The organism is Shewanella sp. SM69, from assembly GCF_025653985.1.
GTDB lineage: Bacteria > Pseudomonadota > Gammaproteobacteria > Enterobacterales > Shewanellaceae > Shewanella > Shewanella oncorhynchi.
Genome location: NZ_JAKKRV010000005.1, coordinates 61,404 through 85,282, shown reverse-complemented (window position 1 = coordinate 85,282; position 23,879 = coordinate 61,404). Strand labels below are relative to the sequence as shown.

Annotated in this window: 22 protein-coding genes; 12 read left to right on the top strand and 10 right to left on the bottom strand. The window is 44.8% G+C overall.

Features of this window, described 5'->3' with window-relative positions:
* Positions 1–61 precede the first annotated feature (61 nt).
* Entirely contained in the window at positions 62–1,255 is a 1,194-nt protein-coding gene (gene tyrS / locus L5M37_RS09060) for a tyrosine--tRNA ligase (RefSeq protein ID WP_263200188.1), read from the bottom strand.
* Positions 1,256–1,381: 126 nt separating this feature from the next.
* Here tyrS and L5M37_RS09055 point away from each other — a divergent pair, with 126 nt between their 5' ends.
* From L5M37_RS09055 to L5M37_RS09035, 5 genes are all read left to right on the top strand, one after another.
* Entirely contained in the window at positions 1,382–2,788 is a 1,407-nt protein-coding gene (locus L5M37_RS09055; RefSeq protein WP_263200187.1) for a peptidoglycan DD-metalloendopeptidase family protein, read from the top strand.
* 20 nt (positions 2,789–2,808) lie between these two features.
* Positions 2,809–3,918 carry an anhydro-N-acetylmuramic acid kinase gene (locus L5M37_RS09050; RefSeq protein WP_263200185.1) on the top strand — a complete coding sequence of 370 codons (1,110 nt, stop codon included), beginning with the start codon at positions 2,809–2,811 and terminating at the stop codon, positions 3,916–3,918.
* A 433-nt stretch (positions 3,919–4,351) separates the two neighbouring features.
* Positions 4,352–5,047, top strand: a complete 696-nt coding sequence (aqpZ, locus tag L5M37_RS09045; protein ID WP_212599971.1) for an aquaporin Z — start codon at positions 4,352–4,354, stop codon at positions 5,045–5,047.
* A 164-nt stretch (positions 5,048–5,211) separates the two neighbouring features.
* Positions 5,212–5,592 carry a DUF2750 domain-containing protein gene (locus tag L5M37_RS09040; RefSeq protein WP_028760853.1) on the top strand — a complete coding sequence of 127 codons (381 nt, stop codon included), beginning with the start codon at positions 5,212–5,214 and terminating at the stop codon, positions 5,590–5,592.
* Positions 5,593–5,617: 25 nt separating this feature from the next.
* Complete coding sequence (locus tag L5M37_RS09035) at positions 5,618–6,067, top strand: hypothetical protein (protein WP_168823456.1); 450 nt, start codon at positions 5,618–5,620, stop codon at positions 6,065–6,067.
* 115 nt (positions 6,068–6,182) lie between these two features.
* Here L5M37_RS09035 and erpA read toward each other — a convergent pair whose 3' ends face one another.
* Positions 6,183–6,533: an iron-sulfur cluster insertion protein ErpA gene (gene erpA, locus L5M37_RS09030; RefSeq protein WP_006080742.1), complete on the bottom strand. Its 351-nt coding sequence runs from the start codon at positions 6,531–6,533 to the stop codon at positions 6,183–6,185.
* Complete coding sequence (locus tag L5M37_RS09025; protein ID WP_263200184.1) at positions 6,526–7,329, bottom strand: DUF6776 family protein; 804 nt, start codon at positions 7,327–7,329, stop codon at positions 6,526–6,528. Before L5M37_RS09025 ends, erpA begins: the two co-directional genes overlap by 8 nt.
* A 74-nt stretch (positions 7,330–7,403) precedes the next feature.
* Between L5M37_RS09025 and L5M37_RS09020 the strand changes: the two genes are divergently transcribed.
* The 4 genes from L5M37_RS09020 to nhaD all read left to right on the top strand — a co-directional run bounded on the left by L5M37_RS09020 (position 7,404) and on the right by nhaD (position 13,743).
* Positions 7,404–9,128, top strand: a complete 1,725-nt coding sequence (locus L5M37_RS09020) for a chloride channel protein (RefSeq protein ID WP_263200182.1) — start codon at positions 7,404–7,406, stop codon at positions 9,126–9,128.
* A gap of 231 nt (positions 9,129–9,359) precedes the next feature.
* Complete coding sequence (locus L5M37_RS09015) at positions 9,360–10,379, top strand: aspartate carbamoyltransferase (RefSeq protein ID WP_105249881.1); 1,020 nt, start codon at positions 9,360–9,362, stop codon at positions 10,377–10,379.
* A gap of 26 nt (positions 10,380–10,405) precedes the next feature.
* Complete coding sequence (hemL, locus tag L5M37_RS09010) at positions 10,406–11,698, top strand: glutamate-1-semialdehyde 2,1-aminomutase (protein ID WP_263146046.1); 1,293 nt, start codon at positions 10,406–10,408, stop codon at positions 11,696–11,698.
* A gap of 797 nt (positions 11,699–12,495) precedes the next feature.
* Positions 12,496–13,743: a sodium:proton antiporter NhaD gene (gene nhaD, locus L5M37_RS09005; protein ID WP_028760859.1), complete on the top strand. Its 1,248-nt coding sequence runs from the start codon at positions 12,496–12,498 to the stop codon at positions 13,741–13,743.
* 107 nt (positions 13,744–13,850) lie between these two features.
* On the opposite strand, the gene L5M37_RS09000 is transcribed toward nhaD, so the two are convergent.
* Both L5M37_RS09000 and L5M37_RS08995 read right to left on the bottom strand, forming a co-directional pair.
* Positions 13,851–14,933, bottom strand: coding sequence for a general secretion pathway protein GspB (locus L5M37_RS09000; RefSeq protein WP_131523057.1), 1,083 nt, complete (start codon positions 14,931–14,933; stop codon positions 13,851–13,853).
* The gene (locus L5M37_RS08995; protein ID WP_263200179.1) at positions 14,933–16,606 is read right to left on the bottom strand and encodes an ExeA family protein; all 1,674 of its coding nucleotides are present in this window, start codon (positions 16,604–16,606) and stop codon (positions 14,933–14,935) included. The genes L5M37_RS09000 and L5M37_RS08995 overlap by 1 nt, the downstream gene beginning before the upstream one ends.
* Before the next feature lie 178 nt (positions 16,607–16,784).
* Here L5M37_RS08995 and L5M37_RS08990 point away from each other — a divergent pair, with 178 nt between their 5' ends.
* Positions 16,785–18,035: a multifunctional CCA addition/repair protein gene (locus L5M37_RS08990; protein ID WP_263200178.1), complete on the top strand. Its 1,251-nt coding sequence runs from the start codon at positions 16,785–16,787 to the stop codon at positions 18,033–18,035.
* Between the two features lie 233 nt (positions 18,036–18,268).
* A complete protein-coding gene (locus tag L5M37_RS08985) occupies positions 18,269–18,535 on the top strand; it encodes an Lpp/OprI family alanine-zipper lipoprotein (protein WP_006080732.1) in 267 nt (88 codons plus the stop codon).
* A gap of 623 nt (positions 18,536–19,158) precedes the next feature.
* Here the strand turns inward: L5M37_RS08985 and L5M37_RS08980 are convergent.
* From L5M37_RS08980 to folB, 4 genes are all read right to left on the bottom strand, one after another.
* Positions 19,159–20,001: a putative RNA methyltransferase gene (locus L5M37_RS08980; RefSeq protein ID WP_263200177.1), complete on the bottom strand. Its 843-nt coding sequence runs from the start codon at positions 19,999–20,001 to the stop codon at positions 19,159–19,161.
* Positions 20,002–20,119: 118 nt separating this feature from the next.
* Entirely contained in the window at positions 20,120–20,920 is an 801-nt protein-coding gene (locus L5M37_RS08975) for an undecaprenyl-diphosphate phosphatase (RefSeq protein ID WP_105249887.1), read from the bottom strand.
* A gap of 18 nt (positions 20,921–20,938) precedes the next feature.
* The gene (gene folK, locus L5M37_RS08970; protein WP_105249888.1) at positions 20,939–21,442 is read right to left on the bottom strand and encodes a 2-amino-4-hydroxy-6-hydroxymethyldihydropteridine diphosphokinase; all 504 of its coding nucleotides are present in this window, start codon (positions 21,440–21,442) and stop codon (positions 20,939–20,941) included.
* 68 nt (positions 21,443–21,510) lie between these two features.
* On the bottom strand, positions 21,511–21,861 hold the full coding sequence (gene folB, locus L5M37_RS08965) for a dihydroneopterin aldolase (RefSeq protein WP_105249889.1): 351 nt from the start codon (positions 21,859–21,861) through the stop codon (positions 21,511–21,513).
* 268 nt (positions 21,862–22,129) lie between these two features.
* Between folB and plsY the strand changes: the two genes are divergently transcribed.
* Positions 22,130–22,741, top strand: a complete 612-nt coding sequence (gene plsY, locus L5M37_RS08960) for a glycerol-3-phosphate 1-O-acyltransferase PlsY (protein WP_212599962.1) — start codon at positions 22,130–22,132, stop codon at positions 22,739–22,741.
* Between the two features lie 83 nt (positions 22,742–22,824).
* Here plsY and tsaD read toward each other — a convergent pair whose 3' ends face one another.
* On the bottom strand, positions 22,825–23,841 hold the full coding sequence (tsaD, locus tag L5M37_RS08955) for a tRNA (adenosine(37)-N6)-threonylcarbamoyltransferase complex transferase subunit TsaD (RefSeq protein ID WP_131523062.1): 1,017 nt from the start codon (positions 23,839–23,841) through the stop codon (positions 22,825–22,827).
* Positions 23,842–23,879: the final 38 nt, after the last annotated feature.

Here is a 23,879-nt window from a genome sequence, read left to right as displayed (position 1 = left end):
TAAGGCGCTCTTTTTGTTCGTTTAAACTTACTGTAGCGTAAACCTAACTAAACCAACGTCACTATACCAAAGTCACTTTGGCAAACTTACGTTTACCGACTTGGAATACAGCAACAGTACCCGCGAACAAAGTCATACGGCTATCTTCTAGCTTTTCGCCGTCCATCTTCACCGCGCCTTGCTTGATCATCCGCATCGCTTCTGAAGTCGATGACACTAAGTCAGCGTCTTTCAACAGATTGGCAATCGCAATACCTTCACCCGCAGCTAACTCAATTTCTTCGATATCATCGGGGATCATGCCCTTAGAACGATCGACAAAGGCTTGATGCGCACTTTCGGCAGACGCTGCATCGTGGAAACGTGTGATAATTTCCTTAGCTAAGGCGATTTTAATGTCACGTGGGTTAGACCCATTCGCCACATCTTGCTTAAACTGTTCAATTTCAGCCAGTGGGCGGAATGACAGTAGTTCAAAGTAGCGCCACATCAAGTCATCCGAAATTGACATCAGCTTGCCAAACATTTCGTTGGCAGGTTCGCTCACGCCAATATAGTTATGCGCCGATTTAGACATTTTCTTCACGCCGTCTAAACCTTCGAGCAGCGGCATCATGATCACAGCTTGTGGCTTTTGGCCTTCAGCTTTTTGCAGTTCACGGCCCATTAACAGGTTGAACTTTTGATCTGTACCACCCAGCTCAACATCGGCCTGTAGCGCAACTGAGTCATAGCCCTGAAGTAAAGGATACATAAACTCATGAATCGCAATCGACTGACCCGAGGCATAACGCTTCTTAAAGTCATCGCGCTCCATCATACGAGCCACAGTTTGCTTAGACGCGAGACGGATCATACCAGCGGCGCCCAATGGCTCTAACCAGCTTGAGTTGAATTCGATACGAGTCTTAGCAGGATCGAGGATCTTGTAAACCTGTTCTTTATAGGTTTCCGCGTTCGCTAAAACTTGTTCACGGGTGAGCGGCGGACGTGTGCTATTTTTACCACTTGGGTCCCCCACCATACCAGTAAAGTCACCAATCAAAAAAATGACTTCATGACCTAACTCTTGGAATAATCTTAATTTATTTAAGATTACTGTGTGTCCAAGATGGATATCCGGAGCGGTAGGGTCAGCGCCTAACTTAATACGGAGTGGACGTCCTTCTTTGAGTTTTTCCAGCAGATCCGCTTCGAGTAAAATCTCATCGGTACCACGTCTAATTTCTGCTAATACTTGGTCTAAATCAGCCATCTCGGCAGGGACTCCTAAGGCCATGATCATAAAATGAAGAGACTTATGTTACTTGTTAGCCACCACAATTGAAAGTGTGTACACTAACGGGATTATTTAAGTCTCTGGTTATTGGTATCGGCGTCAATGGGAAAGGTTATAACGTTATTTAAATTGTTGCCTAAAAAGCATCAAATTCTCCTTAGCATTCTTTCAGTTATCACAATGATAACCATGCTTCTACCTTCTGAAGAAGCGCAAGCTTCAAGACAAACCACTAGCATTGATGACCAAGCTCAAATCAACACCCGTTATGATGTGCCCTTAGCTTTTCGCTCGCCTGAACGCCCTGAGTTGCCAGAAGGTCAAACAGATAATGCTCCGACAACGGCTGAACCGTTATCCTCACCCGATGCGCTCGCTACAGCTGGAGTCAATAATCAAGCCGCAGGATCCCACGAAAGCGCTCTACACAGAGATGTCGAACATTTTAACGTCAAAAATGGTGATACTTTAGCCGCGGTATTTGACCGCGCTGGCTTAACCAGCAAAGACGTTTATGAAATCACCCAGTTGCCTTTAGCCAAGCAAAATTTACTTAAGATAATGCCGGGCGAAGAAATTGTGATTTCAAAGGATGCAAACGGTAATTTGACTGAAGTACGTTATCGGGTCGATGCTATTTCCACGCTAGTCATCACTAAAAGCCAAGAGCAATACAACGAAAAAATCTCCGAAAAGGATGTGGAAATCCGCAACCATTTCACCAGTGCCAAAATTAAGAGCAATTTCTGGAATGCCGCCGTGGATGCAGGCATGTCTGCTAACCAGATATTACAATTATCGACCGTATTCGGCTGGGATATCGACTTTGCCTTAGACTTACGCGAAGGCGACAGCTTCGCCATTATTTACGAGCAAGAATATGCCGATGGTGAATTTTTGCGTAATGGCAATATCTTAGCTGCAGAATTTGTTAACCAAGATGAGCGCTATACTGCCATTCGCTATACCGACGGTAACTATTATTCCGAAAATGGCACTAGCATGCGTAAAGCCTTCCTGCGCTCACCGGTCGATTTTAAGTATGTCAGCTCCAACTTTAACCCAAGACGTTTGCACCCAGTGACAGGCCAAGTCAAAGCCCATCGCGGTGTAGACTATGTCGCAGCCATTGGCACGCCCATTAAAGCTGCGGGTAGTGGACGCGTTATTGAGTCTGGTTATAATCAATTCAACGGTAACTATGTGTTTATTAAACATAACGATACCTATACCACCAAATATCTACACCTCACAAAACGTAATGTCAGCAAAGGCGCCAACGTTAAGCAAGGACAAATTATTGGTACTTTAGGTAAAACAGGCCGTGTCACAGGGGCTCATTTACATTACGAATTTATCGTCAATGGCGTACACCGCAACCCGAGAACGATTACGCTACCGAAATCCGAATCAATTGCGAGAAAAGAAAAAAATCAATTCGATGCACTTAGCAAGCAATTGATGACTACACTTTCGCAAAACAAGCAAACGCAATTGGCAATGCAATAACGACGGATGGATTCCTCCCAATGAAAAACGCTTATTATATTGGACTTATGTCAGGCACCAGCATGGACGGTGTCGATGCAGTATTGGTCGACTTTTCAGGCGCGCAGCCGCAGCTTATCGCCAGCCATACCGAAGCTATTCCGAGCCATTTGCTCAAAGGTTTACAGCGCCTGTGCTTACCCAGCTCAGATGAAATTAACCGCCTCGGCCGTTTAGATCGTAATGTGGGTCAGCTGTTTGCCTTAGCCGTCAATAATCTGATGGCTAAATGTGCTATTGCGAAAGAAGATGTCATCGCCATTGGTAGCCATGGTCAAACTGTGCGCCATATGCCAAACCTCGAAGTGGGTTTTACCTTACAAATTGGCGATCCTAATACTATTGCGACCGAAACAGGCATAGATGTCATTGCCGATTTTCGTCGCAAAGATATTGCTCTTGGTGGGCAAGGCGCGCCCTTAGTACCCGCATTCCACCAGCAAACCTTTGCCCAAGTCGGTAAAAAACGTGTCATCCTCAATATTGGTGGTATTGCCAATATCACCTATCTGCCGGGCAATAGCGAAGAAGTCTTAGGCTTTGATACAGGGCCAGGCAACACCTTAATTGATGCCTGGATGCAACAGGTTAAAAGTGAACCCTTCGATAAAAATGGCGAATGGGCTGCATCCGGAAAAACAGATCAAAGCTTATTAACTCAGTTGCTTTCGCATCCGTATTTTTCCCTTGCTTACCCTAAAAGCACTGGTCGCGAACTGTTTAACCAAGCTTGGTTAGAGCAGCAATTATCGCCCTTTAATCATTTAGATGAAGAAGATATTCAATCAACTTTATTGGATTTAACCTGCCACAGCATAACCCAAGACATTATTAAACTATCCAATGAAGGGGAATTATTCGTCTGTGGTGGTGGCGCATTTAATGGTCAACTGATGCAGCGTCTTGCAGCCTTATTACCAGGTTATAAGCTGGATACTACCTCGGCCCTTGGCGTCGATCCTAAGTGGGCAGAAGGCATCGCCTTTGCCTGGCTCGCCATGCGCAATCACTTAGGTTTACCCGCTAATCTCCCTGCAGTAACAGGCGCCTCCCGCGAAGCCGTACTCGGCGGACGATTTAGCGCTAAGTAATTAGCCTTCGCAAAATACTAAAGCGATAACCTAAACAAGAGCTTCTACATGAAGCTCTTGTTGTCTTTAAAAGACAAACTAATCTTTTCCCCTCTTCCTGCCTAAATTTATCAAGAAAATCAGCAGCTATTTTAAAGCCATCTATTCTTAATTACTGAAGCATTTAGTGACAGAAACATGAGTAAAAAAGTTTCGTCACTGAAGCTTAATAAAGTCTCACTATAGTAAAAACGGATACAGGATATTGCTATAAACAGCTCAAACACTTAGGAATAGCCTCATAGGTGTTCAATAAGAAACTGGTTTTAAGGGAACTCATGTCTACAGCGCGATTTTGCTCACTCAGACAAGATCCGCTAATAGGCAGGTAAATTAGGAATAAAGACGCACTGATTAACAAACAAGCGTCTTTAAAAGAATAGGAAATCAAACAATGAACATGTCACAAAAAATGGCGGCAGAATTTCTCGGCACCTTGTGGTTAGTCCTTGGAGGCTGTGGTAGTGCAGTACTTGCCGCTGCATTTCCCGAGGTGGGCATAGGCTTACTCGGCGTCGCTTTAGCTTTTGGATTAACCGTATTAACCATGGCCTTTGCGATTGGCCATATTTCAGGTTGTCATCTCAACCCTGCAGTGTCATTCGGCCTTTGGGCTGGGGGACGTTTTCCGGCAGCAGAATTATTGCCCTATATCGTAGCCCAAGTCGCGGGTGGAATTGTTGGCGCTGGCATCTTGTATCTCATCGCTTCAGGACAAGAGGGATTTTCACTCGCGGGCGGATTTGCCTCTAACGGTTTTGGGGAGCACTCACCGGGTGGCTATAGCATGCTGTCGGTGATGATTTGTGAAATCGTTATGACACTGTTCTTCTTGATTATTATTTTAGGCGCCACCGATGAGCGAGCGCCTAAGGGATTTGCCCCAATTGCCATAGGGTTAGGTTTAACCTTAATTCACCTTATTAGTATTCCTGTGTCCAATACTTCGGTGAACCCAGCGCGTAGCACAGGCCCTGCACTGTTTGTCGGTGACTGGGCGGTATCACAACTCTGGTTGTTCTGGGTAGCACCGATTGTCGGCGCTATTTTGGCGGGCTTTATCTATCGCTACTTCCGCGCGGCAGAATAAAAGCCGAAGATCTAACACAACAGCGCTCTCTTGGCGCTGTTGTTCTTTTTCTAATCCCGCTCTAATGTTACCATTTAGCCAACTGGCGAATTTTGCTGTGCCCTAGGTTTTTACATTAGAGACACAACAGGCTTCGCCCTATCCAAGCAAAAGAGATATTTTTCATGAGCAAGACTGTTAAAAACCTCGCTGAGACAGCAGCAATGACGCCAGAAGCCCGTTACGATTACCTCGTTGAACAAGTTAAAGAACACAAAATACTTTGGACATTACAAGACCAAGACGGTTGCGTGATGTTAACCACTGAAGAAGAAGATTGCATCCCAATGTGGCCAACCGAAGAAGCCGCTGATTCTTGGGCTGTGGATGAATGGAGTGATTGCCAAACGTTAGCGATTCCACTCGATGAATTTCACGAAAGATGGGTGCCAGGCATGGAAGATGACGACCTCTTTGTCGCCGTATTCCCTGTATTAGATGATTTAGGTGTGGTAATCCCGCCTTATGAGTTAGATCAAAGATTAGCGCCTAAGCAAAGCCACTAATCACTATCGCTAAACGAGAATGCCTATGAGCGAGCAAAAATCGGCGATACCGACACCAGAGGCAAGTACAGCCCTGAGTCAGCACTTTCCGAAACGACTCATTGCCCTATTGCTAGTGTATGTTGTTGCGTCAGTGAGTGGCTTAATCGCTAAGCAAGGGGTGTTATTTTGTCTGCTAACCCTCCTGATGGTGATTGCCATTATCGGTCGGCAAAAAGCAGGGCTTATCATGCTGCGCGGCTACACAGTCGTGCAGCTTGGATTGATTAGCATGCTGCCAGTGATCATGTACGATCCGGGCAACTTAGTGGTAGGTCCAACGACAGTGTACTTAGGTGAATGGCAGGGAAAACTGCCTGACTATGTGATTTTTATCGCTTTGATCGTCTTGTCATTACTGCAAGTTTGGATAGCATTTGATAAAAAGGTAAAGGCATGGTTTAAACCTAAGCTTAACCTGAACATCATGAGCTAAGCTCTTGTAGAAAATAAATTTAGCCCAACAAAAAGCCGTCATTGCGACGGCTTTTTTGATCTCACTCCACACCTAAAAAGATGCAAAGTTAGTCATCATTAAACAGAAAAACTTTTTACACAGAGAAACTGGCACCACAACCACAGGTTGTGGTTGCGTTAGGGTTTTTCACGAAGAAGCGAGAACCTTCCAGTCCTGAAGTGTAATCCACTTCACCACCGACTAAATATTGTAGGCTCATAGGATCAACAACCAAGAGAACGCCTTGTTTTTCTATCGTAAAATCGCCGTCATTGACCTTTTCATCAAAGGTAAAGCCGTACTGAAATCCAGAACAACCACCACCAGTCACATAGACTCGTAGCTTAAGCGCAGGATTTTGCTCTTCTTCCAGCAAACCTTTCACCTTAGCGGCTGCCGCATCGGTAAATTGGATTGGCATTGCTGTATCAGCTTGATCAGTCATTACTACCTCTTACATCAGTTTTCTGGGGCAAATTATCCTTTACCTGACTGTTTTGTTCAAGTATTACCCGTGGTTCTTTTTCACCCTGTAATAACTCAGGGGCACTATAGACATGTTCGGTCTGCGAATTCTTAGTCCAGCGGCTCGAAGGCACCAGCACTTTGACTTTCACTTGTTGTAAATTAAAGCCAGCAGGAACAGTGACCTTGGTATCTATGACTTGAAAATAGCGAAAATCAAATTCCAACTTAGAACCCGTGAGTTTGTTCACACTCAAGCTAACAGATTTGCCATCTTGCACACCAATGAGCGTCAATTCTGTTCGACCTTGAATAGCTTGCTTACGCTTTTGCAACTGAGTCAACACCAACTTGAGATGATATTCATCGGCCAAAGCGCCCGGCGTCATTTCAAGTCCGTGAATAGCGACACCTTCAGCATTATCATCCGGTGTCATAATGCTGCGGTAAAATGCCAGCTCATGTTCCAATTCTTTTTGCTTTTTCATTTGCTGGCCAAACATTTCTTGCATTTGGGTATTAGCCTCGCGCTCGACGGACAGCTCTAAATTTCGGGTTGCAAGTAGTTGGGTCTGTGCCTCTAACTCAGCGGTCAAGCGTTGAGTCTTGCTGCTGATATGCTTAACAACAGGCTCATCGCTACTTAATAGCAGAAAACTTATCCAAGCCCCAAAAAGAATAGAAACTAACACTAAAAGCGATAAATACACTGAAGATGGACGATACTTGTGCTCCATCACTTGCAGCCGATCTAGCCAACGATGATAATTTGGCATTAGGTAACAGCCCCTTATATAAAATACAATCAACTCAAGAACAAGTTCGATACAATACAACTCAGGCCAATGTAGTGCAATTAACGATAAATAAAGTCGCTATCCAACATGCCATAGTCACAGCCAAAAAGTATTTAACCAATGAGCTACGTGACCATTTATCTCAAGCCCGCATCAGTGCACAGCTGTGCATACTGGCACTGTTATTTGCTATTTTTGCATCCTGTGTGATCTTACTGTTTCGACTCTTGCTCGTTTGGGCTAATCATTACACCCAAATACAGGCGCTGGATTTTACGGGGAACGTCGCCGACTGGCGAGCCCTGTTACCCCTTTTAGGCGCAATATTAATTTGGATAGTGGCGAAGTTGGGCTCCAAACGCTACAAACGTATGGGAATAGCCTATGTGTTACATAGAGTTAAACTGCATTATGGTAAAATTCCCCTACAATCCGCCGCTGGGCAATTTTTTCAAGCACTCTTTGCCCTAGGCACAAATTTCTCCGTCGGTCGTGAAGGTCCAGCCATTCATCTGGGTGCTGTCAGCGCCAGTTTTCTCGCTGAAAAATTCAATCTTCCCGATAATAGCGTACGCATCATGTGTGCCAGTGGCATTGCCGCAGGGATTGCCGCCACTTTTAACGCGCCCTTGGCGGCGGTGATTTTTGTACTCGAAGTGATAGTACGTGAATATAAAATCCATTACTTCTTCCCGATTATGCTCTCCGCAATTTGTGGCGCGGTTTCAAGCCAATTAGTGTTTGGTAATGTGCACGAATTTGACCGTATTCAAGTGATCCACATTCCCTTAGATCACTACCCTATTCTCGCCATCGGCGGCGTAGTATTAGGCTGCGCTGCGGCGCTGTTTAATTACTCACTCTTAAAAGTTACCGCGACGGGGCAAAACTGGCCACTGATTTACCGACTATTACTGGCGGGCAGCGTCACCACCTTAATAGGTCTAGTATTGCCACAAGCCCTTGGCACAGGCGATCTCGCTATTGGCGAAGCCATTAGCCAACATCCAAGCCTGTTGCTGTTAATCGCCCTATTATTTGCCAAAATCATTGCCACTATTGCGGCGATTGGCTTAGGTATTCCCGGCGGTTTAATTGGTCCACTTTATGGTATCGGCGCGCTGCTCGGGGCGATTTTGGCGCTGATCAGCGCTATCTTATTCCCGTCCATCGCCCCTTATGTAGGGCTTTACACTGTGATCGGCATGACAGCCATGATGGGCGTGTGTTTAAGCGCGCCGCTGGCCGCCTTAGTCGCCCTGTTAGAAATGACTAATGACGCCAGCATTATTTTACCGGCAATGTTTGTAACAATTCCGGCTTTTTTAATTGCTTATCAGGGTTTTAAGACCGACTCCATTTTCTTTAAGCAATTAGAAATTATGGGACTAGGCTATAAGGTCGCCCCCGTGAATTTAGCACTGCAGAAAAAAGGCGTGCGAGCCTTAATGGATAAACGCTTTGTTATCGTCAATAACAACGATGAATTGTTACTCGAAGTGCTAAAACGCGCCGAAGGTCGCCCTGTGCTAGTCCGCAATGCCGATGGCATTATCGAAATGCTTAGTCTTGAAATGCAATCCTATGATGACAGTACCACGCTATCACGCCATCCCATGCAAGGGCTAAGCGACAGCACCACCCTCAATGAAGTCTATTCACTATTGTCGCCCAAACGCTGCGGTGAGGTGTTTATCTATCAAGATACACCAGACAATGTGGTTGGGGTGATCAGTTGGTCGAACCTACAACATGAGATTCGTTCAGGCCAAGCCTAATATCGCTTCAAAATCTAGCCGCTATTCAATACCTAATTTTGATTCAAACCTGAGGCGGCAGATTAAAAGCTTTGGGCTTCATCGCAAAAATCTAACACAGTGGCAATGTGGCTATTTCGTTGCCCCAGTGCTTCTGCTACAATCGCGCCTCAGCCACCCTACATAACATCAGGGCAGATAAGCGCGATACCGCTGCTTAAAATGCCCCCTAGCAAATTGGAAAACAGGCTGATGAATCAGTTCGAAGGATCCCATATCCTCTCCGTAAACCAGTTAGATCTTGACTCAATCCAAACTATTTTTAATGTCGCTAGCCGCATGATGCCCTATGCACTTCGAGAGAAGCGCAATAATGTGCTCGATGGCGCCATTTTAGGTAACCTGTTTTTCGAACCGAGTACCCGTACCCGCGTGAGTTTTGGTTGTGCCTTTAACTTGCTCGGCGGCCATGTACGTGAAACCACAGGCATGGCTTCATCGTCTTTATCTAAAGGTGAATCCCTGTACGATACGGCGCGGGTGTTATCCACCTATTCTGATGTCATTGCCATGCGCCATCCAGACTCTTACTCGGTCAAAGAGTTTGCTGAAGGCAGCCGCGTCCCAGTGATCAACGGCGGCGATGGTTCGAACGAGCATCCGACCCAAGCTTTGCTCGACTTATACACTATCCAAAAAGAACTCAAGTGTGCTGGCCGCGGTATCGATGGCATGCACATCGCTATGGTCGGCGACTTAAAATTTGGCCGTACTGTGCATTCACTGTCGCGCTTACTCTGCATGTATAAGAACATCAGTTTCACACTGATTTCACCCGCTGAATTAGCGATGCCTGATTATGTGATCTCCGACATTGAAAATGCTGGCCATAGCATCAAAATAACCGACCAACTTGAAGGCCATTTAGATCAAGCAGATATTTTGTATCTCACTCGCATTCAAGAAGAACGCTTCCCTTCACAGGAAGAAGCAAATAAGTATCGCGGCAAGTTCCGCTTAAATCGCAGTATTTACACTCAGCATTGCAAATCTAACACTGTCATTATGCATCCGCTTCCAAGGGATTCACGTGCGCAAGCAAATGAGTTAGATAATGATTTAAATAGCCATCCCAATCTTGCTATCTTCAGACAGGCGGATAATGGGCTGTTAATTCGCATGGCTTTGTTTGCATTGACACTCGGCGTTGATAATCAACTCGAAAAATATGAGTGTCCGGTTAATTGGTATTCACGTAAAGCCGATCGCTAGTTGGCTACAGACTTTAAGGACTAAACATGACCCGTTCCGAAGCGCTATTTGAACAGGCTAAAAAAACCATCCCCGGCGGCGTTAACTCTCCGGTTCGTGCATTTAATGGTGTAGGCGGTTCGCCCCTGTTTATTGAAAAAGCTAACGGCGCTTATATTTACGATGCCGATGGTAAAGCTTATATCGACTATGTCGGTTCTTGGGGCCCGATGATCCTCGGCCACAACCATCCTAAAATCCGTGCAGCTGTATTAGCAGCGGTAGAAAATGGCTTATCTTTTGGTGCGCCAACTGAGCTTGAAGTGCAAATGGCCGAAAAAGTCATCTCTATGGTGCCTTCTATCGAGCAAGTACGCATGGTGAGTTCAGGTACAGAAGCCACTATGAGTGCTATCCGTTTAGCACGCGGTTTTACCAATCGTGACAAGATCTTAAAATTTGAAGGCTGCTACCACGGCCACGCAGATTGCCTGTTAGTGAAAGCCGGTTCTGGCGCGTTAACGTTAGGTCAACCTAGCTCACCCGGTATTCCTGAAGATTTTGCCAAGCACACCTTAACCGCTGTGTATAACGATTTAGATTCAGTTAGAACCCTGTTCGAACAGTATCCAACTGAGATTTCTTGCATCATCATAGAGCCAGTTGCTGGCAACATGAACTGCATTCCACCTGTCCCAGGTTTCCTTCAAGGCCTGCGTGATATGTGTGATGAATTTGGCGCGCTGTTGATTATCGATGAAGTGATGACAGGTTTTCGCGTATCACTAAGTGGCGCTCAAGGTTACTACGGCGTCACACCAGACTTAACCACACTAGGTAAAGTGATTGGTGGCGGTATGCCAGTGGGGGCTTTCGGTGGCCGTAAAGATGTGATGCAATTTATCGCCCCTACGGGTCCGGTTTACCAAGCGGGTACGTTATCGGGTAACCCCATTGCAATGTCAGCGGGTCTGGCACAAATGGAAGCCCTGTGTGAAGAAGGTCTATACGAAGCACTGAGCGCGAAAACCAAACGTATTGCAGAAGGCTTTAAAGCGGCTGCGGATAAGCACGGTATTCCAATGGCAATCAACTATGTTGGTGGTATGTTCGGTTTCTTCTTCACGGAACAACCCAAGATCACTCGTTTCGATCAAGTGACCCAATGCAATATCGAACAGTTCCGTATTTTCTACCACGGCATGCTAGATGAAGGTGTTTACTTAGCGCCAAGTGCCTATGAAGCTGGCTTCCTGTCAATGGCCCATGGCGAAGAAGAGATGCGCTTAACCTTAGAAGCGGCAGATCGTGTATTGGCTAGCATGAAAGCGGCAAGCTAAGCCTAAACTTTAGTATTTAAGCCGTTTAAAAATAACAAAGGGACGCCAATGCGTCCCTTTGCTTTTATTCGATTTAGTTAGCTTTGTGTCGCTTTAATAACGATCAGACTTTTTAGAACCTAAAGCCGATTTAAATATTATCCCAGCCACCATGAATTGTAAGGTAAAGTGGATATGCTCAATAACGTGCTAAGGCCAACCCATCACGCCCAGCGCAATAAGTTGCTTACCACAATACGTTAACCAAACGAGTGAGCCTAAAAGCAAAAGACTCCAGATAACAAATGTCATTTTCCTCTACTCCAAAACACAATATCCAGTATTGATACCCAAACAAGCTCAAGACGCAGAATTCCGCAGGACTGAGTGCTAAGAGCACTCTACTTCCGAGTGGCACTCATTCAAAAGACAAGCATTAAAAATGCCTGCCTACATAGGCATGACAATTCAGGAATATCGACCTGAATAAAAATTAATTGAAGAATATGCAAACTAACTGCTTAGACTTTAATCGTAGATCTCACTTTTAACGCGGTAATCAAATCAAACAATACAGTTAATAACGCTGCAATAATCACAATAACCAATATATAAAACTAATTAGCAACCCAAAAGCATGAGATGGACATCACAAAGAAGCATTAAATTGAGTTACAGCTAACAGTTGCGTTCTCTAGCCCATTATGTTCTGATCCGCACGCGCTAACACGGCTAGCTTAATTTAGCCTTGATATGCCCAATCTTTAGGTTGACTCAAGTCGCCCTACGACATCAAAACAGCAGTTGGAATTGCAGTTATGTTAAATACCTTTCTCATCTTACTGGCCGTGCTCGCATTGCTCAGTATTATTTTCGAAGAAGTGACCCACCTTAATAAAGCAAAAACCACCTTATTCTTTGGTTGTATCTCTTGGGTAGCGCTGTTTATGGCTGCAGGGGAACCGGCTAATGAGAAAATCGTTGCCCATCAGCTCAATGAAAATTTGCTCGAGATTGCCACACTTTGGCTCTTTCTGATGTCGACCATGACCTTCGTAGCATATTTGAATGCTAAGGGTATGATCCAAATCATGGTGCAAAAGCTGTTTCCGCAGAAAGTATCAGTGCGTATGTTAATGATCCAAGTCGCCCTATTTGCACTCGTGCTCTCAGCATTTTGTGATAACGTCACCGCGACTTTAGTGTCTTTAGGTTTATTAACCACCTTTAAACTCGACAAGCAAATGCGCCGTAGAATGGCAGTGTTGATTATATTCGCGGTGAACTCAGGCGGTGTAGCCCTGATCACTGGCGATGTGACGACACTGATGATCTTCTTAGCTGGACATGTGCATATGTCTGAACTGCTGATGTTATTTATCCCATCGGCCGTGAGCGTGATTTTACTGGCAACTCTGTTCTCACTCAAAGCCGAAGGTGTTGTGAGCACGACGCCAATCAAACATACTTATCAAACCGTTGATGTATTGATTGCCCTCGTCTTCTTCTGCACCATTTTAATGACCATGCTACTCAACATATTGTTTGGTATCCCGCCAGTGTTAACCTTCTTAACGGGTCTATCAATTATGTTCCTGATTGGCCATACCACGCGCAGTGATAAAGAAGAAATCAAGATCCTAGAGTATATTCGCCAAGTTGAATACGACACCCTGTTGTTCTTCTTAGGTATTTTACTGCTCGTTGGTATGCTTAAAGAAATTGGCACCTTAGACATGTTGACTGAAGCTTATACTCAGTTTAATCCAAACATCTCTAACTTCGTCACTGGTATGGGCTCAGCCTTAATTGATAACGTACCGCTAACGGCGGCATTGTTAAAAGCCAATCCAGTACTGAGTACTCCTGAATGGCTTGGCTTGACTTACAGCGTCGGAGTCGGTGGTTCACTGCTGATTATCGGTTCAGCATCAGGTATTGTAGCCATGAGTAAAGTGAAAGAACTGACTTTTGTGAGCTACTTGAAATATGTTCCTGCACTTTTCCTCTGCTACAGCGTCGGTTACGCACTGACCCTATTCTTAGCCAACAGACTGTTTGATTAAGTTGAGATTCACTAAGATCAAAAAAGGCGCCTAGTGCGCCTTTTTTATCAACTACTTATTTATTGTTACCACAAATAACCGCTAGCATGACTTATCGTAATACCTGATTAGATTGCGGGCACCTTAAACTGGGTTCCTTGAATATCTAACACTATGTCCCTTGGACGGATAGAGATGATTTTCAGCTTACCAGCAATCATATCCCCTTCTTGTAACTCGGCACCGTCTACATTCAGCCATCTCTGGGCAGGGTCGCTGGAATAAACATGAGCAACGATATTAAATTCAGGCACTTGCAATTGCAGACCTGCAGGTAATTGGCCATATTTCGGAATTTCATCCACAGCAGTTTTAGGGATAGGATCTAATTTAGCTTCAGTGACATTCGTCTCTGCAGCATTAACATATTCCACATCCTTTAATGCATTTTGAAAGGAAGCCACTAACTTATCTTCATCGCGACTTTTATTGGTCTCTAAACCGACATCTTCCGCCGCGGCACTGACTTGTTGACGCAGGGCTTCAAGACTCGCTAGACCCGACTCATTGGCATTAGCACCTAACATCATAGGCTGCTGTGCTTGCGTCTCTGCTGGCACAACCGCTTCCTGACTTGCCGCATCGACTTGGGCTGACGTCGACATATAATCTGCGTAGCTTGAATCACTAAAACCCGAATTGCTATCACTTTGAGCCGGCATGCCAACAGAATTGGTCGTTATATTCGCGCTAGCATTCACTTGAGGCGCATTTGATACTACAGTCTCAGCCTGAAATTGCGGCGATACCGTTAGCTCGGGTAAAGTCTGCGTCCGAGGAAGCGCCACTTTCCCAGCAAGCCGAACACCTGAAGCAGCACTGGGCTCAACTTGGAGCTCAGAGGCAGCTCCTACCGTAGACTGAAGCTCATTTTTAATCGCAGTCGAAGCGGGCAATGATGAAATTGATGGCAGTACGTTAGCCACTGCCACAGTATCACTTTGGGGAGGTCGAGTTTTATCCCAAACGCTTAATCCCCAAGCCACACCAATTCCTGCGGCAACTGCAACGACTAATATAGACAGTTTTCCTATCGGCACACCCGATTTACGTGGCTGTGGATAATTCGCCCTTGGCGTCATCACAGCATCAGGTAACGGTGATTGTTGCTGTTGTTTATTGCGGGTTACGGCATCGAGTAAAATGGACATCAGCTGCGCGCCCCATCATCAGTTAACCGTGGGCCTTGCTGACTTAAATACAAATTTAATCTCACTAATGTTTGATTCCCTGCAATACCATCGGCTTTTAATCCATGCTGACTTTGGAAGGTTTTAAGATCATTTTCCAATTGCACATCAAATTGATTAACCCGACGGGGGCTACGACCATTCACATGGGCTAACGCATTCTCTAACCACTGTAATTGACCAGGACTCGATTTTTGACTGATATCCATCATAGGCAAATTAGGTGCTTGCCATAATATTTCAAAGGTGCCACTGAAATGTTGATTAAACCAAGCTCTATCAACCCAAAGTTGCTGCTCACCCAGTTGCATCAGTAATTGTTCCCCCTCTACCGCAAGCACTGCACCATAAAAATCTTGTTGCTTGTCATCAACCAAATACACGACAGCCGGATAATTAAGCCGAGTCAGTGACATCCAGTTACCCTGCTGTTGATAGCAAGCTAATCCTTGCTCAACCGCCGATTGGCAAGCCGTCAAGCCTTTATAGGGCACTTTGCCCCACACGCTAAACAAACCTGCAAAAGCAGTATCGATATTGCGACTCTGATTAATCGCCTCGTTTAACAGACGCTGATTGGGATCGGGAATGGAAGTCTGACCGCTTGGTTGATTAGTCGGTTTTACGGACTTATCAGCGATGTCTTCCCCGCCCAAGGTTTGAGCATTTAATGACGCCACATTTGTTGGCACAGACTCAGAAACCAAATTGGACGCTGGCACCGTATTGACTGACTTATCAGTAAATAACCAATAAGACACACCAAACGCAACACATAACGCCGCAGCGGTTGCTGTCGGCCACAAATACCTATTTTGAGTCGGTTCTTCTTCACCTAATACTTCAGCCGCAGCTTGCCGCACCATATGATGATCTATGGGCACCCGCGATTGTGCATAGCCTGCCATCAGTGAACGTTCACATAAAAGGTTAATTAATCGAGGGATGCCGCCACTGTATTTCTGCAAAACGTTAACGGCTTTACGGGTGAATAAAGGCTCAAACCGCCCTGCCACTTGCAAACGATGCAGCACATAGAGGGCGATTTCATCTTCATTGAGCGGCAATAAATGATAACGAGCCGTGATCCGCTGGGCTAACTGACGCAATTCTTGGCGCTTCAATAACAGCTGCAATTCCGGCTGACCGATTAAAATCACCTGCAATAACTTCTTAGTGTCCGTCTCCAAATTGGTCAGAAGACGCAATTGCTCCAGCACCTCAGGACGTAAATGCTGTGCTTCATCGATAATGAGCACGGTATTACGACCTTTGCTGTGATTCGCCAATAAAAAACGGCTCAAGTGATCAGTCAATTGCTTGAGTGTAGGATTATCGCCGTAGGAAATCTTAAGCTCATCACAAAGCGTTGCGAGTAATTCAAGCTCAGTTAACGACGGATTAAGGATAAAAGCAGTATCGGTATTGTCGGGCAATTGCCCAAGCAAACAACGAGATACTGTTGTTTTACCCGTACCGACTTCCCCTGTTAACAACACAAAGCCGCCCGTTTCCCCTAACCCATAGGTTAAATGGGCTAACGCCTCTCTGTGCCTATCACTCAGAAATAAATAATGGGGATTGGGTGCAATTGAAAAAGGGTTATCGCTGAGTCCGTAAAAGGCCTTGTACATACCACCAATCATCCTAATTTAAAAATAACGCCCCACGTTAAAGCGTCCCAATGTTATTGTCAAAATATCTGCAACATCAATGTGACAGATAAGTGCGCAAATATCTCGCAACGACTTTATCCATCATCTTAATGAGCGTGATAAGCTATGTTCATGACACATTAGCCGAATCTTGCCTGTGAAAATATATCTCGTCGGCGGTGCTGTACGTGACAGCCTGCTCAATCTTCCCATTAAAGATAAAGATTACCTCGTCGTTGGAGCAACACCAGAACAAATGCTGCAACAGGGTTACCGCCAAGTGGGTAAAGATTTCCCCGTATTTCTACACCCCAAAAATCAACAAGAATATGCTTTAGCCCGAACCGAACGAAAAATTGGTCTGGGTTATGGTGGTTTTAGCTGCCACGCCAGCCCAGATGTGACTTTAGAGCAAGATTTGTTGCGCCGAGATCTAACCATCAATGCGATCGCCCAAGATGAAAAGGGCAACTTATATGATCCTTTTAATGGTATTGAGGATATTAACGCGCGCCTGTTACGCCATGTGTCGGATGCTTTCGTTGAAGATCCACTGCGAGTGTTACGCGTCGCCCGCTTTGCCGCAAGGTTTCATGCCTTAGGATTTCAAATTGCCGCAGAAACCCTGGCACTGATGCGTCAAATTAGCGCAAGCGATGAGCTTAGCGCTTTAACGGCGGAGCGAGTTTGGCAAGAAGTTGATAAAAGTTTAGGCGGACCTCACCCAGAGGTCTTTTTTGAGGTACTTCACCAATGTGGCGCACTCGAAGTCCTATTCCCTGAAATTCACGCCTTATTTGGCATACCTCAACCTGAAAAATGGCATCCTGAAATAGATACTGGCGTGCATACCTTAATGGTGCTCGCTCAAGCCGCACTGCTCACTGAGGATAAAAGCGTTCGGTTTGCCGCCCTAGTACATGATTTGGGCAAAGCACTGAGCCCAAAAGAGCATTTACCAAAGCATCACGGCCACGGCCAGAAAGGCTTGCCACTCATAAAAGCCCTCTGTACACGTTTACGAGTACCGAATGAGGCACGCGATCTGGCGTTGCTCGTCAGCGACCAACATCAGAACATCCATCAGGCATTCGAGCTCAGAGCCGAAACTATCGTTAAAATATTCGATAAAGCTGACTTTTGGCGTAAACCAGAGCGCTTAACGCAACTTATATTAGCTTGCACCGCAGATATGCGTGGCCGCACAGGATTTGAAAACATCCCATATCCTCAGGGAGAGTATTTAACTCAGTGCTTCACTGTCGCCAATAATGTCGATATTGCCGCCATCATAGCCACTGGTTTCCAAGGCGCAGAGATAAAACAAGCCTTAAATTTACATCGAGTTGAAGCCGTCAGTCAGTTTAAACAAAAAATGCAAACAAAACTGCCGATGGACAACCAGTAGTTTGTAAAGGATTTGTAAGTCGTGCATCACTGCATGGTGAATAATGCCCCTTTTTACGATTAGAAATGTCGATATCACATAGAAAAAAAGCTTTTAAAAAAAATTTATATGCCTATAGTGGTTAAACACATTAATATTCGTAGCAAATTAAAATAGCTATGTCATAATTAGGCAGTTTCGCTTACAAAGTAACGAAACATTCAAATCCAACCTATTTTAAGGGATTTTTTACAATGAACAAAAAAGTACTGATGATTGCTGGTTTAGCAATGACTGCCCTACTAGGTGGTTGCGCGAACACTACTGCTCTGGAAGAAAGCGTTGCAACTCTGGGCAACAAAGTTGATCAATTGTCAGCTGATGTTGGTTCTCTGAAATCAGAGCAAAGCAAACTGTCTGCAGACGTTAAAGATGCAAAAGCAGCATCTATGGACGCACAAGCAGAAGCTAAACGCGCAAACGACCGTTTAGACAACGTTGCTTCTCGTTACAAGAAGTAATGAAAGGTAATTTAGCTTACTATTTAGTAAGTTAAGACAAAAGGCTTAAGAAAGATGAAAGCGATAAGCACATCAATCTAAGCCTTTTTTTATACCTGCAATTCAAGATTGCCATGCAAAGAATAGCGAATGCGGCAATACAAAATCGCTAAATTGATTTTAAACTTCCAAAGGCATGTTAAAGGCGATTCGCCTACCTCCCCCCTAAAAGTTAGCCTTGGCATACTTCTGTATAAACGAGTGCTATCCCTCTTTTAAATAAAGTCGCGTTATTAATCTAAACTTCTCGTTTACGTTTTTAAGCATCCCTAACAATCAGCCTCATTTATCATAAAAAATGTATTTATGGGAAATGAAAGCTATTAATTTAAAGCACAGCTATAGATAAAAAAATCGAGGCTATATGGGGAAACAAAGGCAATAAGAAGGTTGTATTTGTCACTGAACAAATAGGCCTAAAGTTAAAAACAATAACACCTTCAGCCTATCCAACATAAAAATAACATAAAAACGTCAAACAGAATCATAGACTTGAGTAATATAGCCTTTTAAAACATCAAAAAACCATCTAACTAAGCCTATGAATTGTCTTAAAATTAACCGCATCGACTGCAAGTTTTAACCTATAGCGATTCACTCACGCGTTTATGTGCTAAGACTAATACATAATCAATTTCTAGCGACTCAAAATGATTAGCTTGAATATCGTGTTTCATCTTGTCAGTTGCACGCCACGCATAGGGTGCCATATCCAATAACGTTAATGCCTGCTCACCGGTAACAGATAAGGTGAAGCGCAGTGACTGAGTTTCTTTTACCAATAATGCTGAAGGTAAATTCACTTGGAAAGTTTTTTCAGCCAAGTCGGAATAAATATATTCTCTGAGTTGCCATAGATGTCGTGGCCCAGGCATAACCAGTAACATGGTCCCATCGTCTTTCAATACCCTGACAGACTCTTTTCCCTTTAACGGCCTATCAATAACAGTAATAAAATCCACACAATTATCGGCGAAGGGTAATTTTTTAGAAGAGCTTAAACACAAGATCCCAGGAGTCTGCGCTTTTGCTGCAGCAAAAATAGCATTTTCTGCGTCCGCTATACCTACGTACTGGACGTTTCGCGGATTTTCGACCTCTGCCAACTTGGAAGCTAAAGCACGCAAATAGAAGCCCTCAGCGCATTCATAATCCAATAAACAAGCGTCAGGCTTGATAGAGCCCGTGATTAACTCAGCCAGTTTATCGATTAAAGGCGAAAAGATGCCTGATTCGAGAAGAAAACGCTTAGCCCTAACTTGCTCGCGCGAATCCCCTGTCGGCTTTTGGCGTTGTGGTTTAGTAAAAACCCAATACCCTTGCTCATTCCGATCAAAGTGATGCTTATTTGCACAATAAAAACCTTGTGAGGCTTTGTGTTGTTTTAACGCAAGTCCGCAGGTTGGACACTGATATTCGAGACCCATATAAAGCTCCAAAAATAAGTTAAGCTTCAGAAAAATGAGGAAGCTCCAAAAACAAAAATCGGGTACTTGACCCGATTCTATTATTCATAATTTCACTATGATGACTAAGCTGGAATGACTACAAAAAAATAAATCCACACAGCACAGCACCCAGTGCCAAACGGTAAATAACAAACGGGGTCATTCCCATGCGGCTGATGATTTTCAAGAAATAATGAATACATGCATAAGCTGCAACAAAGGAAATTAAAGTGCCTAAGATCAATGCTTGATAATCAATTGGCAGCTCGCTTTCCGCCAAATCTTTACCCACTAAAATTGCCGCGCCTAAGCTCACAGGCACTGACATTAAGAATGAAAAGCGAGCCGCAGCATCTCGACTCAAACCTAGCATTAGCGCCGCGGTCATAGTGGCACCAGAACGTGAAGTTCCAGGGATTAAAGCAAGCGCCTGGGCGAAACCAATTAACAAGGCTTTGCGCCATCCAGTCTGATAGATTGTTAAATCGCGGCGCGACATCTTATCAGCCCACCACAGCAATAAACCAAAAACGACTGTCGTGACCGCGATAACCTCTGTATTACGTAGGTGAGTTGCAATAAAATCCTTAGCCATAAAACCAAAAAATACAGCGGGTAACGTCGCCAGAATAATCCACCATGCCAGCTTGCTGTCTTCGGATTGCTGACCTTTAAAAATGCTTGCAACCCAAGCATTAAACATAGCCCATAACTCGTGTCTAAAATAAATCACCACAGCAAATAACGACCCAGTATTCACCGCCACGTCGAATGACAAACCTTGATCTTCCCAGCCTAAAAGCTGAGCAGGCAGAATTAAGTGGGCAGAACTAGAAATAGGTAAAAACTCAGTTAGCCCTTGAATAAGCGCTAAAATAATGACCTGAAACGTATCCATGACAATCCTATCAATAAATTAAAACGTCAGCCCTTGGGGCCATTCAAACATCACAGGCCAAAGTCGCTGTGACTCTTTATCATACTCTTGCCACAAACTGGCATAGCTTTTATCAACCAACGGATGAATCAATTCCGGCGCTAACTCGGCTAATGGCCATAACACAAAGGCATTATTAACTATCTCTGCACGGGGGAGCGTAACGGGCGTTTCACATACCACATGGTCATAAAGCAGCAGGTCTAAATCTAAAGTTCTTGGGCTAAATTTCTTCGCCCCGACAAGCCGGCCGTGATTCTGCTCGATTTGCTTAAACTGCGCAACTACCGCAGCAATATTAAGGTCAGTTTCAGCACTAGCAACCATATTCAAAAAGTTAGTGCCACTAAAACCTACCGCTTCACTTTCATACATGGATGAGAGGCGCAGCGGCCCAAAACACGCTCGCAGCGATGTTAATCCTGCTTGCAGATGCTGTTCAGGCTCGATATTGCTACCTAGACTGATATAAATACGTGCCATGCAATGTCCGATTTATCTGAAGATAAACATGATTTCTTAATCAACAGTCGAGTTGATCAAACTCTTATCTAACGTGAGCGCTCTATCTCAACGCCAACCGATGCGGCAGTGGCTACTGCCCCCGGCTTCATCACGACAACTTTCACCCAAGTCACGTTAAATTCTTGAAGTAAGCAATCCGCTACACGCTCGGCAACCGTTTCGATTAACTCGATTGGATGCTCAGTAATAAGTTCTGTTAATCGATTGGAAACTGTCTCATAGCAAAGCGCATATTGATAATCGTCTGTCGCGGCGGCAGGTTTGTTATCCCACGCCATATCTAAATCTAGCAACAGGCTCTGATGGATTGTCTTTTCCCACTCATAGACACCAATCACAGTATCAACGCGTAATTGCCGTATAAGTACTTTATCCATGCTTTCTCCAACTAACTTACTACTATGAGGTCTGATAAGCTAAAAGCGATCCTAGCTGTATAATCCGCAATCTTCTGACAGATAACTAATTTGCTTTCTACTCGAGCCAATCCACAGTAGGATAACGCCCTAAAAGGATTTGCTCATTCAGAAAATATCTCAACCTCAAATGGGCGAGTTATTCCACAAACCTATAGCGGGATTGACAACTGAGTCAGCTTTTTAAATTGTTGCGCGATAATACCTTAAGACGCGTAAGGAAACCAATGTGAGTCCATTAACACTGACACTTTTGATGATTTTGGCCGCCTATTTGGCAGGTTCAATCTCGAGTGCTGTGCTGGTTTGTAGAATGAGGGGTTTACCCGATCCAAGATTACAGGGTTCAGGTAATCCGGGAGCCACCAATGTACTGCGAATTGGCGGCGCGAGTTCGGCTGCCATGGTGTTGTTTTTTGACATGCTCAAAGGCGCCCTACCATCTTATTTAGCCTATCTGATGGGCATAGATGCAGTCTCACTCGGACTTATCGCTATCGCCGCCTGCCTTGGGCATATTTATCCCATATTTTTTGGATTTAAGGGGGGGAAAGGTGTCGCAACGGCTTTTGGTGCTATGGCTCCCATTGGCGATGATTTAGCCATTTGCTTAATGGCATCTTGGATTGTCCTCCTCTTAATTAGCCGCTACTCGTCCCTTGCAGCCATTCTGACGGCCTTACTTGCACCACTTTATACTTGGTGGTTAGACGACAGATTTACCATTCCCGTTGCCATGCTATCGACGCTTATCATTATTCGTCATAAAGACAATATCCAACGGCTACTTAAAGGTGAAGAGTCCAAAGTTTCACGTAAAAAAACGCCTAAAAAATCTTAATGTGACAACATTATCCCAATAAAAAACTGCGCTATAAGCGCAGTTTTTTTGTTTCAACATAACCTATCAACATCAAAGGCGTTTTATGCCACAGGTGGCAAGGTATCTAACGGCCATCTTGGCTGACCTTTTACCGCCAAATCTTCGTGCTGCCCCGCTTTTAAACGCTGCAATCCTGCAAAGGCAATCATGGCGCCGTTATCGGTACAAAACTCACCACGGGGATAAAACACTTGTCCACCAAGCGAGCTCATCATTTCGGCCAAGGTTTCTCTTAAGCGCGTATTCGCACTCACGCCACCGGCGATCACTAAGCGGTTATAGCCTGTTTGCTTCAGTGCACGGCGACATTTAATCGCTAGCGTATCAACCACAGCTTCTTCAAAAGCACGCGCAATATTGGCACGAGTCTGTTCATCGTCAGGTTCGGCAGCAATGGTATTAGCGGTAAAGGTTTTTAGACCCGAAAAGCTAAAATCGAGTCCAGGTCTATCGGTCATAGGCCGCGGAAACTTATACCCTGCAGGTAAACCTTTAGCAGCAAGCTTTGCTAAACGCGGACCGCCGGGATAATCCAGCCCCATTAACTTAGCTGTTTTATCAAACGCTTCACCCGCAGCATCATCAACAGACTCGCCTAATACTTCATAGCGGCCAATTCCATCGACTTTAACCAACATAGAATGGCCACCAGAGACCAATAAGGCCACAAATGGGAACTCGGGCGCGTCATCTTCAAGCATAGGCGCCAGTAGATGTCCTTCCATATGATGCACACCAATAGCAGGCTTGTCCCAAGCAAACGCCAGTGACCGCCCCACACAGGCGCCAACAAGCAAAGCACCAATCAAACCTGGGCCCTTGGTATAGGCAATCCCATCGAGATCAGCAATTTCAGTATTCGCATCTTTCAGCGCTTGACGAATAAGCGGCACAATTTTGCGCACATGGTCACGTGACGCCAGTTCAGGCACCACACCACCATAGTCAGCATGCAACTTAACCTGACTGTATAAAGTATGAGATAATAAGCCCAGTTCATCGTCATAGACGGCGATACCTGTCTCGTCACAGGATGTTTCAATACCTAAAACCCGCATGGTGTCTCATCAATTGCTAACTAAAGGGCGCCAATTCT